Consider the following 18,194-nt stretch of genomic DNA (forward strand, 5'->3'; position numbering starts at 1 on the left):
AGAGCATCATGTCCGTGTCAGACACGTTCGTGCGTTGGCGGTATCGCGCCGTGCCCGACCACCTTCTCGGCGAAATTCTCACCAAACGCTGGGTCGATAACGCCATTCCGGTCCTCATCCTGATCGCAGTGGTCGCCACCTTCGGATCACTGATCCCCAATTTCTACAGCGCAGCCAGCCTTAATGATCTGATGCGGCAGTGGGGTGAGTTCAGCCTGCTCGTTCTGGCGCTCATGATCGTGATGGTAGCGGGTGGAATCGATCTGTCAGTCGGCTCAACCTTCGCTCTTGGCAACATAGTGGCTCTTGGGTTGATGAACGTGGCCGGTTGGTCGATGCCTGCCGTCGTGCTCGCAACACTTGCCTGTGGTGCAGCTGTCGGTCTGATCAATGGTCTGCTGGTCGGATTCCTCCGCCTGCGCGCATTCCTCACCACACTCGTCACTCTGATCATCGTACGGGCGATCGTTGACATGTTGCTGCTGAAATACTCAGTGCAGATTGCAGCGAACTTCCCGGATTCAGACGCTTGGTACTTCCTTGGGGAAGGATCTGTCCTGGGTGTTCCGTTCAGCGTGGCGACCGCCGTTGTCATTGCGCTCATCCTCCACCTGATCCTCAGCCGCTCAAGTGTCGGCTGGCACATTCTTGCAACCGGCGGATCGCGCCGCTCGGCGCACAACGTTGGCATCTCCGTCCGCCGCGTGATCTGTTCCACTTACGTCATTTCGGGGACGTTATGCGCGCTATCCGGCCTTCTCTTCGCATCGAGGCTCGGAGGCGCTGGCTCTGATACAGGCATAGGGCTCGAGATTGCGGCACTGACGGCAGCCGTGCTGGGCGGCAACAGCCTCGGCGGCGGCCGGGGCTCCGCCGCCAAGGCGATCATCGGCTCGATCATCGTGATGATCATCGTCAACTCACTGGTCCGCCTTGGCGTGACAAGCGGTGCGAACTCGCTTCTTCTCGGTATCGTGTTGCTCGCGGCTGTCGCTATCGACGTGAGATGGCTGAAGAATCGCGCGAAAGTCCTTTCGAAGGTCTACGTCTCACCGACCTATGCATCCCTGCCCGAGGCGCCGGGTACATCGGGGGGCTCTCCCTACGCGCTCAATGATCGCCTACGTCCCGTGGAACAGATCGGGCTAGGTGCGATCGACGGTCCGGAGGACGTCATCCTCGACAAGGACGACAATATTTATGCGGGCAATCGTACCGGCGACATCATAAGGTTTCTCGCGCCCGATTACACGCAGCAGGAAGTCTTTGCCCATACGGGCGGCCGTCCCCTGGGCATGGCCTTCGCGAAAGATGGCTCGCTGGTGTGCTGCATCGGGGGCATGGGTCTTTACCGCATAACTCCAGACCGCCAGGTGGAAAAGCTGACCGACGAAACGAACAGGTCGTGGTTCTCCATCATCGATGACTCGCGCCTTCGCCTTGCCGATGACCTGGATATTGCCCCTGACGGCCGGGTGTTCTTTTCGGAAGCGACTGTCCGCTATGAAATGCACGATTGGCCGGTCGACTGCCTGGAATCGCGCGGCAATGGGCGCATCATCTGTTTTGACCCCGCGACGGACACGACGCGGACCGTGCTCAAGAACCTTGTCTTCCCGAATGGCATCTGTATGGCCGGCGACGGAGAATCCTTCTTCTTTGCAGAGACATGGGCTTGCCGGATCAGCCGATACTATTACGAAGGGCCGAAGAAGGGCTCGGTTGAACGGGTGATTTCAGATCTTCCCGGCTATCCGGACAACATCAACCGGGCATCCGATGGGACCTATTGGCTTGCGCTGGTGGGAATGCGTACGCCTTCTCTCGACCTGGCAATGAAGATGCCCGGCTTCCGCAAGAGAATGGCGCGGCGCATTGCACCCGACGAGTGGCTCTACCCGAACATCAACACTGGCTGCGTTGTCCGTTTCGATGAGACCGGAGAGATCCTCGAAACCCTCTGGGATCTCGGCGGTGAGAACCATCCAATGATTACCTCGATGCGCGAGCACAAGGGGCATCTGTATGTCGGCGGTATCTTCAACAACCGCATTGGCAGGCTGAAGCTCGACGCAAGCGACGAGACATGGACAGGACCGGCATCCTATTGGGGGCGCACATGATTTCGGCCTTCGCGAAAATCTGGGACAACATCGTCGGCCGTGGCGACGCAGCGGTTACGGTCCCGGCACTCGATGGGGCCCTTCGGCCCAATCGGCACCTTGATGAGGCCAAGACGCGGTTGCCCCTGGATGACGTCGATGATCTTGTCTCCACCGGTGACACGCTCCTGGCAGCAGCAGGGCAGAATGTCCACCAATTGTCTGGCGAGGGTCATGTCTGGTCCATCCGACAGTCCTTTCCGCAGAAAATTGCGGCCCTCACAGCTTTGGGCAACGCAGAATTTGCGGTCGCACTGGCGAGCGGAGAAATCTGCCGCGTGACCGATGGCGGAGCGGCCCGGATCAGCCCTGCGCAGCCAGAGCTTGGTTGCATCACTGCAATGACATACTCCGATGGCTTCCTGTACCTCGCCAACGGATCGCAGGACCACGGCGCAGACGACTGGCAACATGACCTGCTTGGGCGCGGTTCAACGGGAAGCCTCTGGCGTGTGGATGTTGGCACGGGCGAGGCTTTCTGCTTGGCCAGCGGATTGGCCTATCCCGCTGGCCTGACCATACACGGGGATAATCTCGTCTTCTCCGAAGCATGGAGGCATCGCATTGTCAGCATGCCTCTTTCCGCACCCGGACACTTCAAGACGCTCTACGCCGATCTTCCGGGATATCCCGGCCGGATCAGCAATGCAGCAGCAGGTTATTGGCTAGCGGTTTTTGCCCCGCGCAGTCAGCTCGTCGAGTTTGTTTTGCGTGAGCCAGTCTACCGTCGGCGGATGATGGAAGAAGTCCCGCGTCCGTTCTGGATCGCACCCAAGCTCTCTTCGGGCGAAAGTTTCTATGAACCGCTGCAGGGTGGAGGCGTGAAGCATCTGGGTCTTCTGAAACCATGGGCGCCCACATTGTCCGCGGGCATGGCAGTCCATCTGGCCCATGATTTCCAACCCACAGCAAGCCTACACAGCCGCGCCGGCGGTTCCACCCACGGGGTCACCGCGATCGTGGAGCACGGCAGCGACATCTTTGCCGCCTCACGGGGGGGCGGGGTTGTCGTATCGATGCCCGTGAATGATCTGGGAGACGATCAATGACCCCAATTCTTGAGCTCCGAAACGGCACCAAGGACTACCGCGGCGTCTCTGCGGTCAAGGATGTCTCCTTCACGTTGCTGCCGGGCGAAGTGCATGCCTTGCTCGGAGAAAACGGAGCTGGCAAATCGACCCTGACAAAGATGCTAGCCGGCGTCGTGCAACCGACTGCCGGTGAGGTATTCCTCGATGGCGGGCAGGTCTCACTCCCTACTCCCGCGGATGCCCTCTCGAAGGGCATCGCGATGGTGTATCAGGAGACCAGTCTCGTGCCCTCGCTGACCGTAGCACAGAACCTCTACCTGACCGACCGGAAGCCATTTCATCGGCTGCGCGGGATCTATATCGCCGGCCAGCAGTTCCTCCAGTCACTCAACTTCCATGTCGATCCGACAGCACTGGTCTCAAGCCTGGGGGCCGGTCAGAAGCAGATGGTCGAGATCGCGCGGGCGGTCCACCACAATGCCCGGGTCATCATTTTCGATGAGCCGACGGCCACGTTGACCCCCGAAGAAAAGCACCAGTTCTTTGCCCTGGTCGCGCGCCTGCGGCAGCGGGGCGTCTCGATCATCTTCATCTCGCATGCTCTGGAAGAAGCGCTTCAAATCTCCGACCGCATTACGGTGATGCGTGACGGCGAACACGTCATCACGGCACCGACATCAAGCTTCGACCGGGACAAGATCATCAGTGCCATGGTTGGTCGCTCACTGTCCGATGAACTTTATGGAGCGCATCCGGATCGTGCGGTGCGGCGCGCGGGCAATAAAGTCCTGAGTGTTCAGAACCTTTCGATGAACAACGTCGTGCGCAACACATCCTTCTCGGTTTTTGCCGGGCAGATCACGGGTGTTTTCGGCTTGATCGGTTCAGGCCGGACCGAAGCGGCGAAAGTGGTTGCGGGTGTCCTGAAACGCGATTTCTTCCATGGCGGCGAAGTGCGTCTGGACGGTCGCTCGGTTCGCTACCGCGTGCCGCGTCCTGCCGTGAAGGACGGCATCATCTACGTTACCGAAGACCGCAAGCAGGAAGGCTTCTTCGAAACCATGTCGATCGCGGAGAACATCCACATGGGTGCTCTGGCGGGTGGTCAAACCCGTTCCACCACCATCAGCATGCGCGAGATGCGCGAGATCGCCGATGAGTGGATCAAGGCGCTCAGTGTGCGGGCCATCAACGGCGACGCTCGCGTGATCGAACTGTCCGGCGGCAACCAGCAAAAGGTCGTCGTCGCCAAGGCGCTCGTGCAAAAGCCCAAGCTTGTCATCTTCGATGAGCCGACGCGCGGTGTCGACGTCGGCGCAATCGCTGAGATTCATGCCCTCATAAACAGGCTTGCCGACGACGGCATCGCCGTGATGGTGATTTCCTCCTACCTGCCCGAGGTTTTGCATCTCTCCGACCGTATTCTCGTTTGTCGTCAGGGACGTATCGTCGAGGAATTCGACGGTCGGAACGCGAATGAGGAAACCATCATGTATGCGGCGGTCCACTGATGTCCGGGGCGCTGAGGATGACGAACCCGGTTCGTGCGGTCCGAACCATCGAAGATATTCGCGCCATCGAAACGCAGCCCTACGACGAGGTCGTCACGGCGCATAATCTGTATGATCTATTCAGGGCAACCGCGGTCCACCGCGGTGACGCACCAGCCCTGACGGTTCTGCGTTCGCCGGATACCCTTGAAGCCGGGTGTACCCTGAACCATCGCCAGCTGTTGGGCGAGATTAAGCGCGCTGCAAACATGTTCCGGCGGCTTGGCATCGCGGAGGGGAAAGGCAGCGTTGCCTTCATGACCCCGACCGTGCCCGAACTGCAGGCCCTGCTGATCGGTGCGCAGGTTGCTGGCGTCGCGAGTTCCCTGAATTATCTGCTGAACCGCGATACGATCGCCGAGCTGATGAATGCCCATGGCGCAACGGTACTCGTGACCGCTGCGCCGTCGGTTGATGAAAACTGTTGGTCGAAGGCCGAGGGACTTTTCGACCTCGTGCCCACACTGGAAAGGATCATCGTCATCGGTGCGGCCTCTCCGCTGCCTGCTGGATACATCGCCCTGGACAACGGTGTTGCAGGGTGTTCGACGGCAGATCTGGAATTCACACCGACTGCGACGCGCGACACGGTTTGCGCGCTCTTCCACACCGGCGGCACCACCGGCCGGCCGAAGCTTGTTCAACTGACCCATGGAAACCAGATTCATGCCGCCTTCGGTTTTGGTCAGGTTTTTGGCTACGACGCCCAGGACACCGTCATTAACGGATTTCCGTTCTTTCATGTTGGCGGAACGATGACCGTCGGCATGTCGGTCCTGGCAGCGGGGGGGCACATGGTGGTCCCATCGCCCTATGCCCTTCGCCCACCACAAGTGATCGAGCGCTACTGGGACCTCGTCCAGCACTTTCGAGCGACCGTGGTGAGCGGTGTGCCCACATCGATCGCCTCGATGACCAACACTGTCCCAAAAGGGCGGGATCTATCGCATGTGCGCATGGCAGTGACGGGCGGAGCGGTCCTGCCCCGCGCGGTCGGTACAGCATTCGAGAAGGCCACCGGCATCAAGATCTATGAAACCTATGGCATGACCGAAACCGCTGCCGCCATTGCATTCAATCCCGGCCGCGGCACGCCCATGATGGGCAGCGTCGGATTTCGTGCTCCATTCTCGCAGGTCCGCGTCGTTCGCCAGGACACCGGCGATTTGGCCATGTGCTCCCCAAGCGAGCCTGGCCTCGTTCAGATCCGTGGACCACAGGTTTTTCCAGGTTACCACGACCCGAAGCAGAACACCGGTGTCCTCGACCCACAAGGATGGCTGACTACGGGTGACATCGGATACCTCACCGAGGACGAGCGGCTTGTCCTGACGGGCAGAGCGAAAGACCTGATTGTCAGAAGCGGTCACAACATCGATCCTGCAGCGATCGAGGACGTGGCGAACCAATTCGAAGGGGTCGCCATCAGCGCAGCTGTGGCAATGCCGGATCAATATGCCGGGGAAGTGCCGGCGCTGTTTGTCGTGCCGGTCCCCGGAACGGTGATCGACATTGACCGTCTGGCCGACCATATGCGGACACACGTCCACGAGCCGCCTGCACGCCCTAGGAGCATAGTCGTAATCCCGTCCCTGCCGGTCACCGCTGTTGGCAAGATCTTCAAACCCGCGTTGCGCGACTTGGCGATCGAGGAAAAGGTGAAGCTTGAGGTCGCCGGCATCTGCGCGCCCGGCGCTGTGGCGACTATTGAGATCGGCGAGGATGAACGAATGCATTCTGTCATCTCAGTCCAGGTGCAAGGCGCCACGGCGGCGGAGCTTAAAGCTCTGGCTGAGCGCCTGCACCCACTTCCTCAGACCTACAGGATCACTGGAGACCGTCCGAATGACTGAATGCGTCACACTATCGGTTGAAAATGGCGTCGCGCTCATGACACTCGACCGGCCTGAGAGCCTGAATGCCCTGTCGAAGGCCATGATGAAAGCACTCGAAGAACGCATAGACGCGCTGGCAGAAATGCCGGAACTTCGGGTTGTCATCCTGACGGCAACGGGCAGGGGCTTCTGCGCGGGCGGAGATCTCAAGGAGTTTGAAGAAGAGCTCCATCGCGACAAGCGGCAACTCCTGGCGACTCTAAGCTACAATCAGGGTGTGATTGCCAAGCTTGAGAACCTGCCGGTTCCGGTAATTGCCGCGGTGAACGGCGTTGCGGTCGCCGGAGGTCTCGAACTCCTTCTGGCATGCGATCTGATCGTCGCTGCTGCGGGCGCAAAGATGGGCGATGGACATGCCAAATACGCCATAGTGCCGGCAGGAGGGGCGACGGTCCGTCTCGCTGAAAAGGTCTCACCTGCAAGAGCCGCTGAACTTTTCTATACCGCCAAGCTTGTCGATGCAGAAACGATGGCGGAGTGGGGTCTGGTAAACGAGGTAGTCTCTCGGGAAAGAGTGCTTCCGCGCGCAAGGGAAATCGCGGCGGAAATCTGCAGCGCAAATCCGTCCGCCATCCGCCACATCAAGCAGTTGACCAGGCCCTGCAACCGTCTGGTGGAACGCTCGATCCGCCTTGAGGTCGAGATCGAGCATTTCCGCCAGCACCTGGACGGTCCGGACATGGCAAACGGCCTCGCCGCCTTTCGAGGCAAGTAGCCCCGGCGGCCGCAAAAAGAAACGCAATGCCGCCGCCGGAGCCAACGAGCTCCGGTCTACATCTTCACCCAAGCCGCATTGCGCGACGAAGACCGCACGCAGGCGTCGACGAATTGCACGCCAGCGAGACCCTCTTCAATCCCGGGAACCAGGGAGGCGAGTCCATCCCCACCTCGATGTGCACGGATTACACCTGCAGCTTCTTTGTAGATGTTGGCGAAGCCTTCAAGATAGCCTTCCGGATGGCCGGCAGGGATGCGCGTTGTTGGGGCAACCCCGGCAGACATTCCGGCTCCCCCACGAGTGATGATGCGGGTCGGCTCGCCGAAGGGCGAGACGTGGAGATAATTCGGATTCTCCTGATGCCACTCGAGGCCACCCTTTTCTCCGTAAACCCGGAGCTTCAGGGCATTCTCGTTGCCCGGTGCAACCTGCGAACACCAGAGCATCCCGCGGGCCCCGCCTTCAAAGCGCAGCAACACGTGGCCATTGTCATCGACCTGACGTCCTGGAACGAAGGATTGCAGATCCGCCGCCAGACTTTCCGCGGCAAGCCCTGAGACGAAGCAAGCGAGATTGTAAGCGTGGGTCCCGATGTCTCCGGTTGCGCCGCCCAGGCCTGACCGCTTCGGGTCGGTTCGCCATTCGGCCTGCTTGTTATGCTGTTCGACCGTGAGCCAGTCCTGAACATATTCGACCTGGACCAGACGCACCTTGCCGATAGCCCCCGATGCGACAAGTTCGCGGGCCTGACGCACCATCGGGTATCCGGTGTAATTATGGGTCAGGAAGAACAGGGCCGATGACTCACCGACGACTTTTGCCAGTTTCCGGGCATCAGCGAGCGTCGAAGTCAACGGCTTGTCGCAAATGACATGGATGCCGCGTTTAAGGAACGCCTTGGCGGCGGGATAGTGGACATGGTTGGGCGTGACGATAGCAACCGCCTCGATGCCGTTCTTCAACCGCGCCTCGCGCTTTGCCATATCCTCGAATGAGCTGTAGATCCGGTCTTCCGCCAAGCCAAGTGCCTGCCCGGACTCGACCGCTTTTTCCGGCGTTGATGACAACGCACCGGCAACGAGTTCAAAACAACCGTCGAGACGTGCTGCGATCCTGTGAACAGCGCCGATGAATGCATCCTTGCCGCCGCCAACCATGCCCAGCCGGATGGGCCGGTCGTGGTTGCCGTTTCGTCCTTCAATTGTCATGGCGTCCCCTACCCGATCCCTAGCATCTTGCGATTTGCTGCATCGTCCGTCCTCGCATCCGCAAAGTCATCGAAGGCCTTTTCGGTAACGCGGATGATGTGATCGCGCACGAAAGCCGCCCCCTCACGCGCTCCGTCTTCCGGATGTTTCAGACAGCATTCCCATTCGACAACGGCCCAACCGTTGAAGTCGTTGGCCGCCATCTTGGAGAACACGGCGGCGAAATCGACTTGGCCGTCGCCGAGCGACCTGAACCTTCCGGCCCGATCGACCCAGGACTGGTAGCCGCCATAAACGCCCTGGCGGCCGGTTGGGTTGAACTCGGCATCCTTGACGTGGAACATGCCGATCCGGTCCTTGTAGATATCTATGTTGTCCAGATAGTCGAGACACTGCAGAACATAGTGCGACGGGTCGTAGAGCATCTTGCAACGAGCGTGGTTGCGGACGCGTTCGAGGAACATCTCGAATGTGATGCCGTCATGCAGATCTTCGCCCGGATGGATTTCGTAGCAAAGGTCGACCCCCATATCCTCGGCATAGTCGAGGATCGGCTGCCAGCGCTTGGCGAGTTCATCGAAGGCCATCTCGATCAGCCCTGCAGGCCGTTGCGGCCAGGGATATACATAAGGCCACGCAAGGGCACCGGAAAAAGTCGCGTGCGCACTGAGCCCGAGGTTTCGGCTTGCGGCCAATGCCAATTTGACCTGATCGACCGCCCAGGCCTGGCGCGCCACCGGGTTGCCCCGGACATCTGATGCCGCAAATCCGTCAAACGCGGTGTCATACGCCGGATGGACCGCCACGAGCTGTCCCTGAAGGTGGGTCGAAAGCTCGGTGATCTCAATCCCCGCCTCACGGGCGGTCCCGGCAAGTTCATCGCAATAGGTCTTGGAGCTCGCCGCCTTCTGCAGGTCGAACAACCGTGCATCCCAGGTCGGCACCTGAACTCCGACATAGCCGCAATCTGCCGCCCAGCGGGTGATGTTTTCCCAGGAATTGAAGGGCGCCTCGTCGCCCGCAAACTGGGCCAGGAATAAAGCGGGCCCCTTGATCGTCTTCATGACTGTCTCCGGTATCGGATAGGAAAAATGGGCCGGAATCAGATCGCTAAAATCCCGGCCCAGAAGGTCCTCGCGGCCTTAGAAAGGCGACTCGGGGAAGTAGTAGCTCTCGGCATTCTCACGAGTGATGAGAGTTGCACCGAGAATGTAGCGACCGGCGACCGGGCCGTTGGACTTCAGGGCGTTTACCGTTGCATCCATCGCGGTTGCGATCATCGCAGGCGGATAGAGAACGTCGACAGGGATGAGCTCGTCGCCGTCCATGATGCCCTTGATGATTTCCTTCATGCCTGCGCCACCGACGACAAACATGCCGTTGCCATCGCGACCGGCCTGCTTCAGAGCCTCGACAACGCCGATGGCGATATCATCGTCTTGAGCCCAAACTGCATCGATGTCAGGGAAGCGGGAGAGGAAGTCCTGCATGACTTCGAAGCCGTCATCGCGATTCCAGTTGGCGTGCTTGTTATCGAGCACATTGATGCCGGAGCCTTCGATCTCCGCCATGAAGGCGTCGAAACGCTCGTTGTCGATGACAGTCGGAATGCCGCGCAGGACCACGATATTGTCACCGTCCTTCAGGCGGCCCTTCATGTACTGGGCGGAAACACGGCCGAGTTCCGGGTTGTTGCCCGCGACATAGAGGTCCTCGATCCCCGGCTGGCTCAGGCCACGGTCCACAACCGTGATCCATGCACCGGACTTCTTGACGTTCAGAACCGGATCCGTCAGCGGCTCGGACTCAAACGGAAGAACGACAAGAGCGTCGATCTGGTGCACGGAGACAAGGTCTTCAAGAGCGCTGGCCTGGGCACCCGGGTCAGGTGAATTGACCAGGATGAGATCGACATCCGGATACAGGGCTTCCAGACGCTTTTCGGCCTGTTCCGCGTGCCAGTTCATGCCGGCTGCCCAGGCATGGGTCGGTGTCGGATAGCTCACCCCGATCTTGATCTTGTCATCGGCAACGGCCGCCCCGGAAAGGGCGAGAAGTCCCGTTAGCGCCATCATTCCCATCTGTTTGGTAATACGCATTGCTTCCTCCTCGTTTGCTGGCAATTGGACGCACCTCTCCCGTCCGGTGCGAACCGGTTCTTCATTCAGGGACGGGTCCCGTTTCTCTGGATCAGGCGTTACGCCTTGGAGCGGCTTCCGAGCTTCCAGTCGCTCCGCTGCAAAAGAACCGCAACGATGATGATCAGGCCTTGCATGGTTCCATTCAGGTAGTTCGAGATCACATCGGTGAAGTTCAGAATGTTTCCGATCGTCGTCAGGATGAGAGCACCCATGATGGTGCCTCCGATCCGGCCATAGCCGCCTTTCAGGACTGTGCCGCCGATAATAACCGCGGCGATCGCCTCGAGCTCCCACAGCACCCCGGTAGAGGCCGACGCTGACCCGAGACGAGGGACATAGATGACGGTTGCAAAGGCGACGCAAAGGCCCTGAATGATGTAGGTGAGCGTCTTGACCCGGTCGATATTGATTGCCGAGTATTTGGCCACGGCCTCGTTGGAGCCGATCGCCGTGCAGTAGCGTCCGAAGGCAGTACGGTTAAGCAGGATCCAGCCGCAGATCGCAACAGCGATGAACACCCAGACAGGAACCGGCAGACCAAGAAAACTGTCATAGTAGACCGGCCGGTATGTGCTCCGGATATCGAAATCCAGCGACAGGGTTCCGCCATTGGCAAAGTAGGTCACAAGAGACCGGTAGATACCCATGGTCCCGAGCGTGACGATAAACGCCTCGATCTTGCCCTTGGTCGTCAAGGCCCCATTGATCCACCCGGCCCCGATGCCAAGCACGAAGGCGAGCCCCGCCCCGAGCAGCACTGTCGGTACGCCGGCCCCGAGCGTGTCGACGGCATTGTTCATGACGATGATCATGACGCCTGCAATCGCAGCCGCCATCGACCCGACGGACAGGTCGATCCCTCCGGCCGTGATGACGAAAGTCGCACCGACTGCGATGATGCCGATGAAGGCGGAGCGGGTCAGCAGATTGGTCAGGTTCCCCTCGCTGACGAAGGCCGGATTGAGGAGGAAGCCAATGATGCAAAGCACCAGCAAGGCCAGGGCTGGCCCAAGGGTCTTGAGGTCAACGGACATCTTCCTGGCGGCCGTAGCGCCCGTATTTTGCGGGGCGGTGGTCATGGTCAATGGATTTCCTCCCGTTTCAGCCCGGCGGCATAACGCATGATTTCGTTTTCGTTGATGTGATCGCCCGTCAGAACCCCGGTGATCTGCCCCTCCCGCATGACGACTACGCGATGACAGATGCCGATGATCTCCGGCATTTCCGAAGAGATCACCACGACCGAGACACCCTCGGCGGCGAGTGCCGCAATGAAGTGGTAGATTTGCTGTTTGGTTCCGACATCTATCCCTCGGGTGGGCTCATCGATGATCACGATCTTTGGATCGCTCTCCATGATCTTCGCCAACAGCAGCTTCTGCTGATTGCCACCTGACAGTTTACCGACGATCACCTCTGCATCCCTGGCACGAACATCAAAGCGCCGGATTGCACGGGACAGTGCCTCGGCTTCGGCCTTGTTGTCGATGGCAAGGTTTCGGACAAACTTGGGCAGAGCAAAGAGCGTGAGGTTGGGCTGCATCTTCTTATCGAGCAGCAGCCCTTTTTCCTTTCGATCCTTCGTCAGGTAAGCGAGACCTGCATCGCGCGCAGCGGAGACGCTGAGATGGCCGACATCGCGGCCGTATAGTCGAATGGTACCGCTCTCAATCGGCAGAAGACCACAAATCGCCTCGAAGACTGCAGTGCGGCCGGAGCCGATCAGCCCGGAAAAACCCAGGATCTCGCCCTGGCGCAACCCAAAGCTGACATTATGAACGCCCGGAGCCCTTAGGTTTTCAACCTCCAGAACAAGCTCCGCATCCACGTCGGCCTCATGCATGGGCGGATAAAGATCCGAGAGTTCGCGGCCCACCATCATTTGCGCCATCATGTCTGGCGTCAGATCCGCCGCTGGCCGGGTGTCGATCCTCTGACCATCACGCAAAATCGTCACGCGGTCCGCGATTGCCTTTACTTCGTTCAGCTTATGCGAGACGAACACGATCGCCACGCCACTTTGCTTCAACTTCGTGACCTGTCGGAAGAAGGCTTCGGTTTCCTCCTCCGTGAGCGCGGCTGTCGGCTCGTCCATGATCAGGACGCGAGCATTGCGGCTGACGGCCTTGACGATTTCAACCATCTGCTTTTGCGCAATTGTGAGACTGGAGATCCTGTCCGAAGGTGCGATGTCGAGCCCGATTTCGTCGAGGTACCGCTGGACAATTGCCCGCATCGCGGATTTGTCGAGAAAGCCTTTGGACCGGATCTCGCGCCCGAGAAAGACATTCTCCTCGACGGTCATCTGTTCAGCCAGGTTGAGTTCCTGGTGGATGAGCACGATACCGAGTTTTTCCGCCGCTCCGTTTTGCGGCAATTGGACCGAGGCCCCCTCGAGCTTGATATGCCCGGACGTGGGATCATGAAACCCGGCAAGGATTTTCATTAGGGTGGATTTGCCTGCGCCGTTCTCTCCGATCAAGGCATGAACTTCGCCCGGACGAATATCCATGCTGACACTGAACAGCACAGGAACCGGCCCGAAGGACTTGCTGATGTTGACGGCCTCGATCGCCGCCTCGGACTGAGACGCTTGGGCGTGCATTATGGCATTCCTCCCCCCGGCACCAATCCTCTTCCCTATCGGCGCCGAGTAAATGATGTAAACGTTTTCATCAAACGTGTAAACCTTTACATTCCAGATTGTAAACCTTTTCACAAATCCGGAAACGCTCTATACAGCGACAGAGCGTTGGAATTCACGGGCTTATCAAGCGTTCCAACACTGCCGTCATTGAGGAAAGAATGAGCGATCAGGCCGACAAGCCAGCGACGATTGAAGATGTGGCGAAGCTGGCCGGGGTATCGATCGCAACCGTCAGCCGCGCCCTGCGTTCTCCGGAAAAAGTCGCTGAGAGCACCCGTAAGAAGGTCACTGCAGCGATTGCAAGAACCGGCTACACCGCCAATGCCATGGCACAGAACCTGCGAATGCAGCGTTCCCGCATGGTGCTAGTCCTTGCATCCTCCATCGCCGATCCGAACTTTGCCGGCATTCTGACCGGCCTCGAAAAGACCGCGAACGACCGGGGCTACGGGGTTCTTATTGGCAATACGGAAGGCACGACCGGCCTTGAGCAAACCTATCTGCGCTTTCTATCGACGGGAATGGCCGATGGTCTTCTCCTGCTGACAGGGTACATCCCCGTCGCAGGAGAGCCGAGGACGCCACTTCACACATTGCCCCCTATCGTTGCGACCGAGCGGCCGGTCGACAGTCCGGAGATCAGCTACGTTGGGGTCGATGATGCGGCGGCCGCGAAAATGGCGACCGAGTACCTCATTTCACTTGGACATCGCCGGATCACCTATATTTCCGGTGGCCCAGCTGATGTCAGGAGCGACCTGCGTCATGCTGGATACCAGCGAGGCCTGAAGGAAACGCCTGAAACCCTTCGTGACTGGCGTGTCGAGGGTGACGGAACGAGCGAAAGCGGCCGCGCCGCGGTCGAAAGGCTGTTCATCAAGGATGATCTTCCGACGGCCTTTTTCTGCTTCAATGACAATACGGCAATTGGCGTCATTTCAGCGCTTCAACTGCGTGGCTACCGGGTTCCGGAAGACTTTTCCGTCCTGGGCTTCGACGACATTCCCTTTGCCAACAACTTCACCCCGGGACTGACCACCATTCGCCAGCCCCGGCACCAGATCGGCGAAATCGCGATGAACTTGCTGCTGGACCGGATCGCGAACAAGAGCCTGCCGCCTCAACGGCGCTTGCTTCACGGAGATCTCGTTGTCCGCGAGAGCTGTGCAGGGCTCTTGCGAAGGCAACTTTAGCAGGTCCGGACCGCGCCGGTGGCTGGCCAGACGCCCGAAGTCACTGGCCTGACCGCGCTCCATGAAGATAGCAATTTTAGCCGCTACCAAATCCGGATTCGTTTTCGGAGATCGCTGGACCCTAGAAGACGTTGATGTCACCGCGCAGGAAACCGTCAATCAGGTTCGGAGTGTCGGCGAGCTTGCGTCTGACGATCTCGGCAATCTTCGACCGATCATCTTTTAACAGGCTCTCGTCTTCCACCATGCAACGAATGTCGATCATTGCAGGCTCCGTGACTGGCGAACCTATTTGACCCACGAGGATGCATTCGGCGTATCGGACGTTTTCCAGTTCCTCGACAAGCGCACCTGCGATTCCCCCGGCGGTGACGTTGTAGAGCTTCCCGATGTGGCTGACCGGGTTCTTACCGGCGGATGCCTCGAGGCTCATCGGATGACAAGGGGTGATCAAGCCGTTGATCCGGTTGCCCCGCCCCACCTGACCGTCGTCTCCTCCTTCCGCGGAAGTCCCGGTAACCGTCATGTAGATGTCGCAGGTCTCGGGACTATCTGCGGCATTGACGGCGATGGTCGTGGACACCAGTCCTCGGTTGCGAGCGATATCTTCAACAAGGCCCGCGAGTTTGGTTTTCTTCGACAGGTAGGCTTCGAGATCGGCAACATGGGCACTGACCATCGCGCAGGCGACCGTCAGATGAACGTTCCCTCCCTGACGCCAACCCATGATCTTGACGTCTTCTCCCCAGGCCGGATCGTAGTCAACTGACGCCCACAATTCCTGCTGAAGCGAGCGCACCAGTCTTTCGAGATCCGACAGCGGCGCATACCCGACACCGATCGAGGTATCGTTGCAGAGTGGTACATCGTCTTGCCCACGGGCAAAAAGATCCACGAGTTCTGACGACCCACCACGGACCAATGGATGAATGCGCACATGCCGCTTGGGGTCGAGCCCGCGCAGGTTATGTGACAGCCATTGCTCCGCGCTCTCGCGGGCGAGCTCGGCGACTGGAATCTGGTCGCCCTTTACCGCCGAAACCGCTCGCCCGGTAAGGTAGATATCGATTGGTTCATCGACAGCACCGCCCCCGAAGACAGGGCTTGCCCGTCCCCCCACCAGAAGCGCCTTGTCCACGTTGTGATGCAGCACACGGCCGAAGTTCTCCAGATAATAGCGGCTCAGAGCCCGTGAGAAATTCTCAGCCAGCGCATCGCAAATAGTGTCCGGGTGACCGATCCCCTTGCGTTCGACAACTTCGACGGCCAATCCTGTTGAGGACAGGGTCCGGAGGCTCAATCCCTGCATTTCAATCCTCATTCTTGTATGCACCGGCCAAACTAGGTGGTTCCATTTGCTGACTGTCATGATCAACGGAAGCGTGCGTGGGGAGTTCGCTCCCCCTCTCATCGCCCCAGCCTTCTTCACCGATCAGAGGCACGAACAGCACCCCACCGAGGTTTTCGGTCGCGTAATCATTGTCTCCGGTTCGCATCACACGCATCAGGCTCTGGAGAGGGGCAAAGGCGCCGACGGGGATGACAAGCCGCCCCCCGATCTTTAGTTGCCGTTTCAGGGCGTCCGGCACACGTGGACCGCCTGCAGTTACGACGATGCCGTCGAACGGAGCCTCATCCGGCAGACCCTTGGTGCCATCGGCGCAGATGACGCGCACTTGTCCATGACCGCTGCGTTGGAGGTTCGCCCGCGCGTGATCCGCAAGAGATTTTACTCGCTCGATGGAAATCACCGTTCCGGCAATCTCGTCTAGAACCGCGGCCGCGTATCCGGAACCGGTTCCAATTTCCAAAACCTTCTCTCCGCCGCAAAGCTTCAGGGCCTCGGTCATCATCGCGACCATGTAGGGCTGGGAGATCGTCTGCCCCGCACCAATCGGCAAGGGCCTGTCATCATACGCATAGGCCCTTTCATTATCGGGTACGAAGTCATGTCGCGGCACCTTGCGCATGGCCGCAAGGGTCAGCTGGTCGCGAATGCCGCGGCGTTCCAGCTGAAACTCCACCATGTTCCGCCGCGCCGTCTCCAGTGTGTATCCGTCATTCTTCGCCATTGGATGAGCTGCCTCTCACCAGGCAGATCATCACGAAAATGCCACTTGGGACATGACCCAGATCATCGACCGGCGAGGGAGGGAGCGGCGCAACACGCTACTTCGACGGACCGATCATGAGTTCCGGCCGCACCAAGCGGTCGAAGTCAGCTTCGCTGACATAGCCGAGACGCAACGCCTCTTCGCGCAAGGAAGTGCCGTTCTTGTGCGCCGCCTTGGCAATCTCGGTCGCCTTGTCATAGCCGATGGCCGGAGCCAGAGCGGTGACAAGCATCAGCGAGCGCTCCATCAGCGCCTTGATGTTAGCCTCATTGGCCTTGATCCCGGCAACGCAGCGATCGGCAAAGCTCATGGCAGCATCCGCGAGAAGCCTGACCGACTGAAGCAGGGCATAGCCAAGCACCGGCTTGAAGACGTTGAGCTCAAAGTGCCCCTGGCTCCCCGAAAAGGAGACCGTCGCCTGATTGCCGTGAACCTGCGCACAAACCATGGTCATGGCCTCGCATTGGGTTGGATTGACCTTGCCCGGCATGATCGACGAGCCGGGCTCGTTCTCCGGCAGGGACAGCTCCCCAAGCCCCGAACGCGGCCCGGACCCGAGGAAACGGATATCGTTGGCGATCTTGAACAGAGACACTGCCACCGTGTTCAGGGCGCCATGGGCGTAAACATACGCGTCGTGAGCCGCGAGGGCTTCGAACTTGTTCGGCGCTGTACGAAACGGCAGGCCGGTGATGTCGGCAACTTGCTTCGCAAAGTTTTCAGCAAAGCCTTGCTTGGTGTTCAACCCGGTACCGACAGCCGTGCCACCCTGGGCAAGGTCATAAAGGCCGTCTAGTCCTTCCCGCACCCGGCGAAGACCATTCTCCACCTGGACGGCATAGCCACCGAATTCCTGCCCGAGCGTCAAGGGCGTCGCGTCCTGCGTATGTGTCCGGCCGATCTTGACGATGTCCTTCCATTCCTCGGCCTTGGCACTCAGGGCCACCTTCAAATGCTCAAGCGCCGGAATAAGGGAGGTGGTTATCTCGCGCGCTGCCGCAATATGCATGGCGGTCGGAAACGTATCGTTCGATGACTGACTCATGTTGCAGTGGTCGTTCGGATGAACAGGATCCTTCGAGCCGATAACGCCGCCTAGAATTTCAATCGCCCGGTTCGCCACGACCTCATTCGTGTTCATGTTCGACTGGGTACCCGACCCGGTTTGCCAGACGACGAGCGGGAAATGATCATCGAGCTTGCCCGCGGCAACCTCGCCTGCCGCCTGCTCAATTGCTCCCGCAATCTGCGGGTCAAGCTTGCCCTGCGCCTTGTTCACACGGGCGGCCGCCTGTTTGACGATGCCCAGCGCATGGATTAACGGCCGCGGCATGACTTCCTCCCCGATCGGGAAATTGATCAGAGAGCGGGCGGTCTGGGCGCCATAATACTTGTCACCGGGAATCTCCAGCGTTCCAAACGAGTCGCTTTCAGATCGCGTTCTCTGGTCCATCCTGGTCTCCATGTCGACTGCTTAGTGAGAGGCTCTGCCATAGCAAACGCCCCATCGGCTCATTCGATCATACAAAATTTGT

14 protein-coding genes are annotated in these 18,194 nt (G+C 59.4%); 6 read left to right on the forward strand and 8 right to left on the reverse strand.

Annotated elements, in window-relative coordinates:
• The first annotated feature begins 8 nt into the window (after positions 1–8).
• The 5 genes from ACN0SY_RS09485 to ACN0SY_RS09505 are packed head-to-tail and all read left to right on the forward strand — an operon-like array spanning position 9 to position 7,353.
• Positions 9–2,123, forward strand: coding sequence for an ABC transporter permease (locus ACN0SY_RS09485; RefSeq protein ID WP_417686664.1), 2,115 nt, complete (start codon positions 9–11; stop codon positions 2,121–2,123).
• Complete coding sequence (locus tag ACN0SY_RS09490) at positions 2,120–3,211, forward strand: hypothetical protein (protein ID WP_417686667.1); 1,092 nt, start codon at positions 2,120–2,122, stop codon at positions 3,209–3,211. Before ACN0SY_RS09485 ends, ACN0SY_RS09490 begins: the two co-directional genes overlap by 4 nt.
• Positions 3,208–4,704 carry a sugar ABC transporter ATP-binding protein gene (locus ACN0SY_RS09495; RefSeq protein WP_417686669.1) on the forward strand — a complete coding sequence of 499 codons (1,497 nt, stop codon included), beginning with the start codon at positions 3,208–3,210 and terminating at the stop codon, positions 4,702–4,704. Before ACN0SY_RS09490 ends, ACN0SY_RS09495 begins: the two co-directional genes overlap by 4 nt.
• Positions 4,705–4,721: 17 nt before the next feature.
• Positions 4,722–6,596 (forward strand): AMP-binding protein, encoded by a 1,875-nt coding sequence (locus ACN0SY_RS09500; protein WP_417686671.1) that lies wholly within the window; start codon positions 4,722–4,724, stop codon positions 6,594–6,596.
• Positions 6,589–7,353: an enoyl-CoA hydratase/isomerase family protein gene (locus ACN0SY_RS09505; protein WP_417686674.1), complete on the forward strand. Its 765-nt coding sequence runs from the start codon at positions 6,589–6,591 to the stop codon at positions 7,351–7,353. Before ACN0SY_RS09500 ends, ACN0SY_RS09505 begins: the two co-directional genes overlap by 8 nt.
• 56 nt (positions 7,354–7,409) lie before the next feature.
• Here ACN0SY_RS09505 and ACN0SY_RS09510 read toward each other — a convergent pair whose 3' ends face one another.
• From ACN0SY_RS09510 to ACN0SY_RS09530, 5 genes are all read right to left on the reverse strand, one after another.
• A complete protein-coding gene (locus tag ACN0SY_RS09510) occupies positions 7,410–8,564 on the reverse strand; it encodes a Gfo/Idh/MocA family protein (protein ID WP_417686676.1) in 1,155 nt (384 codons plus the stop codon).
• 8 nt (positions 8,565–8,572) lie between these two features.
• Positions 8,573–9,628 (reverse strand): sugar phosphate isomerase/epimerase family protein, encoded by a 1,056-nt coding sequence (locus ACN0SY_RS09515; RefSeq protein WP_417686678.1) that lies wholly within the window; start codon positions 9,626–9,628, stop codon positions 8,573–8,575.
• Between the two features lie 78 nt (positions 9,629–9,706).
• Positions 9,707–10,663 carry a substrate-binding domain-containing protein gene (locus ACN0SY_RS09520; RefSeq protein WP_417686680.1) on the reverse strand — a complete coding sequence of 319 codons (957 nt, stop codon included), beginning with the start codon at positions 10,661–10,663 and terminating at the stop codon, positions 9,707–9,709.
• A gap of 98 nt (positions 10,664–10,761) precedes the next feature.
• Positions 10,762–11,784, reverse strand: a complete 1,023-nt coding sequence (locus ACN0SY_RS09525) for an ABC transporter permease (RefSeq protein ID WP_417687201.1) — start codon at positions 11,782–11,784, stop codon at positions 10,762–10,764.
• 2 nt (positions 11,785–11,786) lie between these two features.
• Positions 11,787–13,310 (reverse strand): sugar ABC transporter ATP-binding protein, encoded by a 1,524-nt coding sequence (locus tag ACN0SY_RS09530; RefSeq protein ID WP_417686682.1) that lies wholly within the window; start codon positions 13,308–13,310, stop codon positions 11,787–11,789.
• 200 nt (positions 13,311–13,510) lie between these two features.
• Between ACN0SY_RS09530 and ACN0SY_RS09535 the strand changes: the two genes are divergently transcribed.
• Entirely contained in the window at positions 13,511–14,545 is a 1,035-nt protein-coding gene (locus ACN0SY_RS09535) for a LacI family DNA-binding transcriptional regulator (RefSeq protein ID WP_417686684.1), read from the forward strand.
• A 121-nt stretch (positions 14,546–14,666) separates the two neighbouring features.
• On the opposite strand, the gene ACN0SY_RS09540 is transcribed toward ACN0SY_RS09535, so the two are convergent.
• From ACN0SY_RS09540 to fumC, 3 genes are all read right to left on the reverse strand, one after another.
• Positions 14,667–15,854 carry a methionine adenosyltransferase gene (locus ACN0SY_RS09540; RefSeq protein ID WP_417686686.1) on the reverse strand — a complete coding sequence of 396 codons (1,188 nt, stop codon included), beginning with the start codon at positions 15,852–15,854 and terminating at the stop codon, positions 14,667–14,669.
• Position 15,855: 1 nt separating this feature from the next.
• Positions 15,856–16,617: a protein-L-isoaspartate(D-aspartate) O-methyltransferase gene (locus ACN0SY_RS09545; RefSeq protein ID WP_417686688.1), complete on the reverse strand. Its 762-nt coding sequence runs from the start codon at positions 16,615–16,617 to the stop codon at positions 15,856–15,858.
• 97 nt (positions 16,618–16,714) lie between these two features.
• Positions 16,715–18,112: a class II fumarate hydratase gene (gene fumC / locus ACN0SY_RS09550; protein WP_417686689.1), complete on the reverse strand. Its 1,398-nt coding sequence runs from the start codon at positions 18,110–18,112 to the stop codon at positions 16,715–16,717.
• Positions 18,113–18,194 lie beyond the last annotated feature (82 nt).

Origin of the sequence: Roseibium sp. (genome assembly GCF_048261595.1) — a bacterium.
Taxonomy (GTDB): domain Bacteria; phylum Pseudomonadota; class Alphaproteobacteria; order Rhizobiales; family Stappiaceae; genus Roseibium.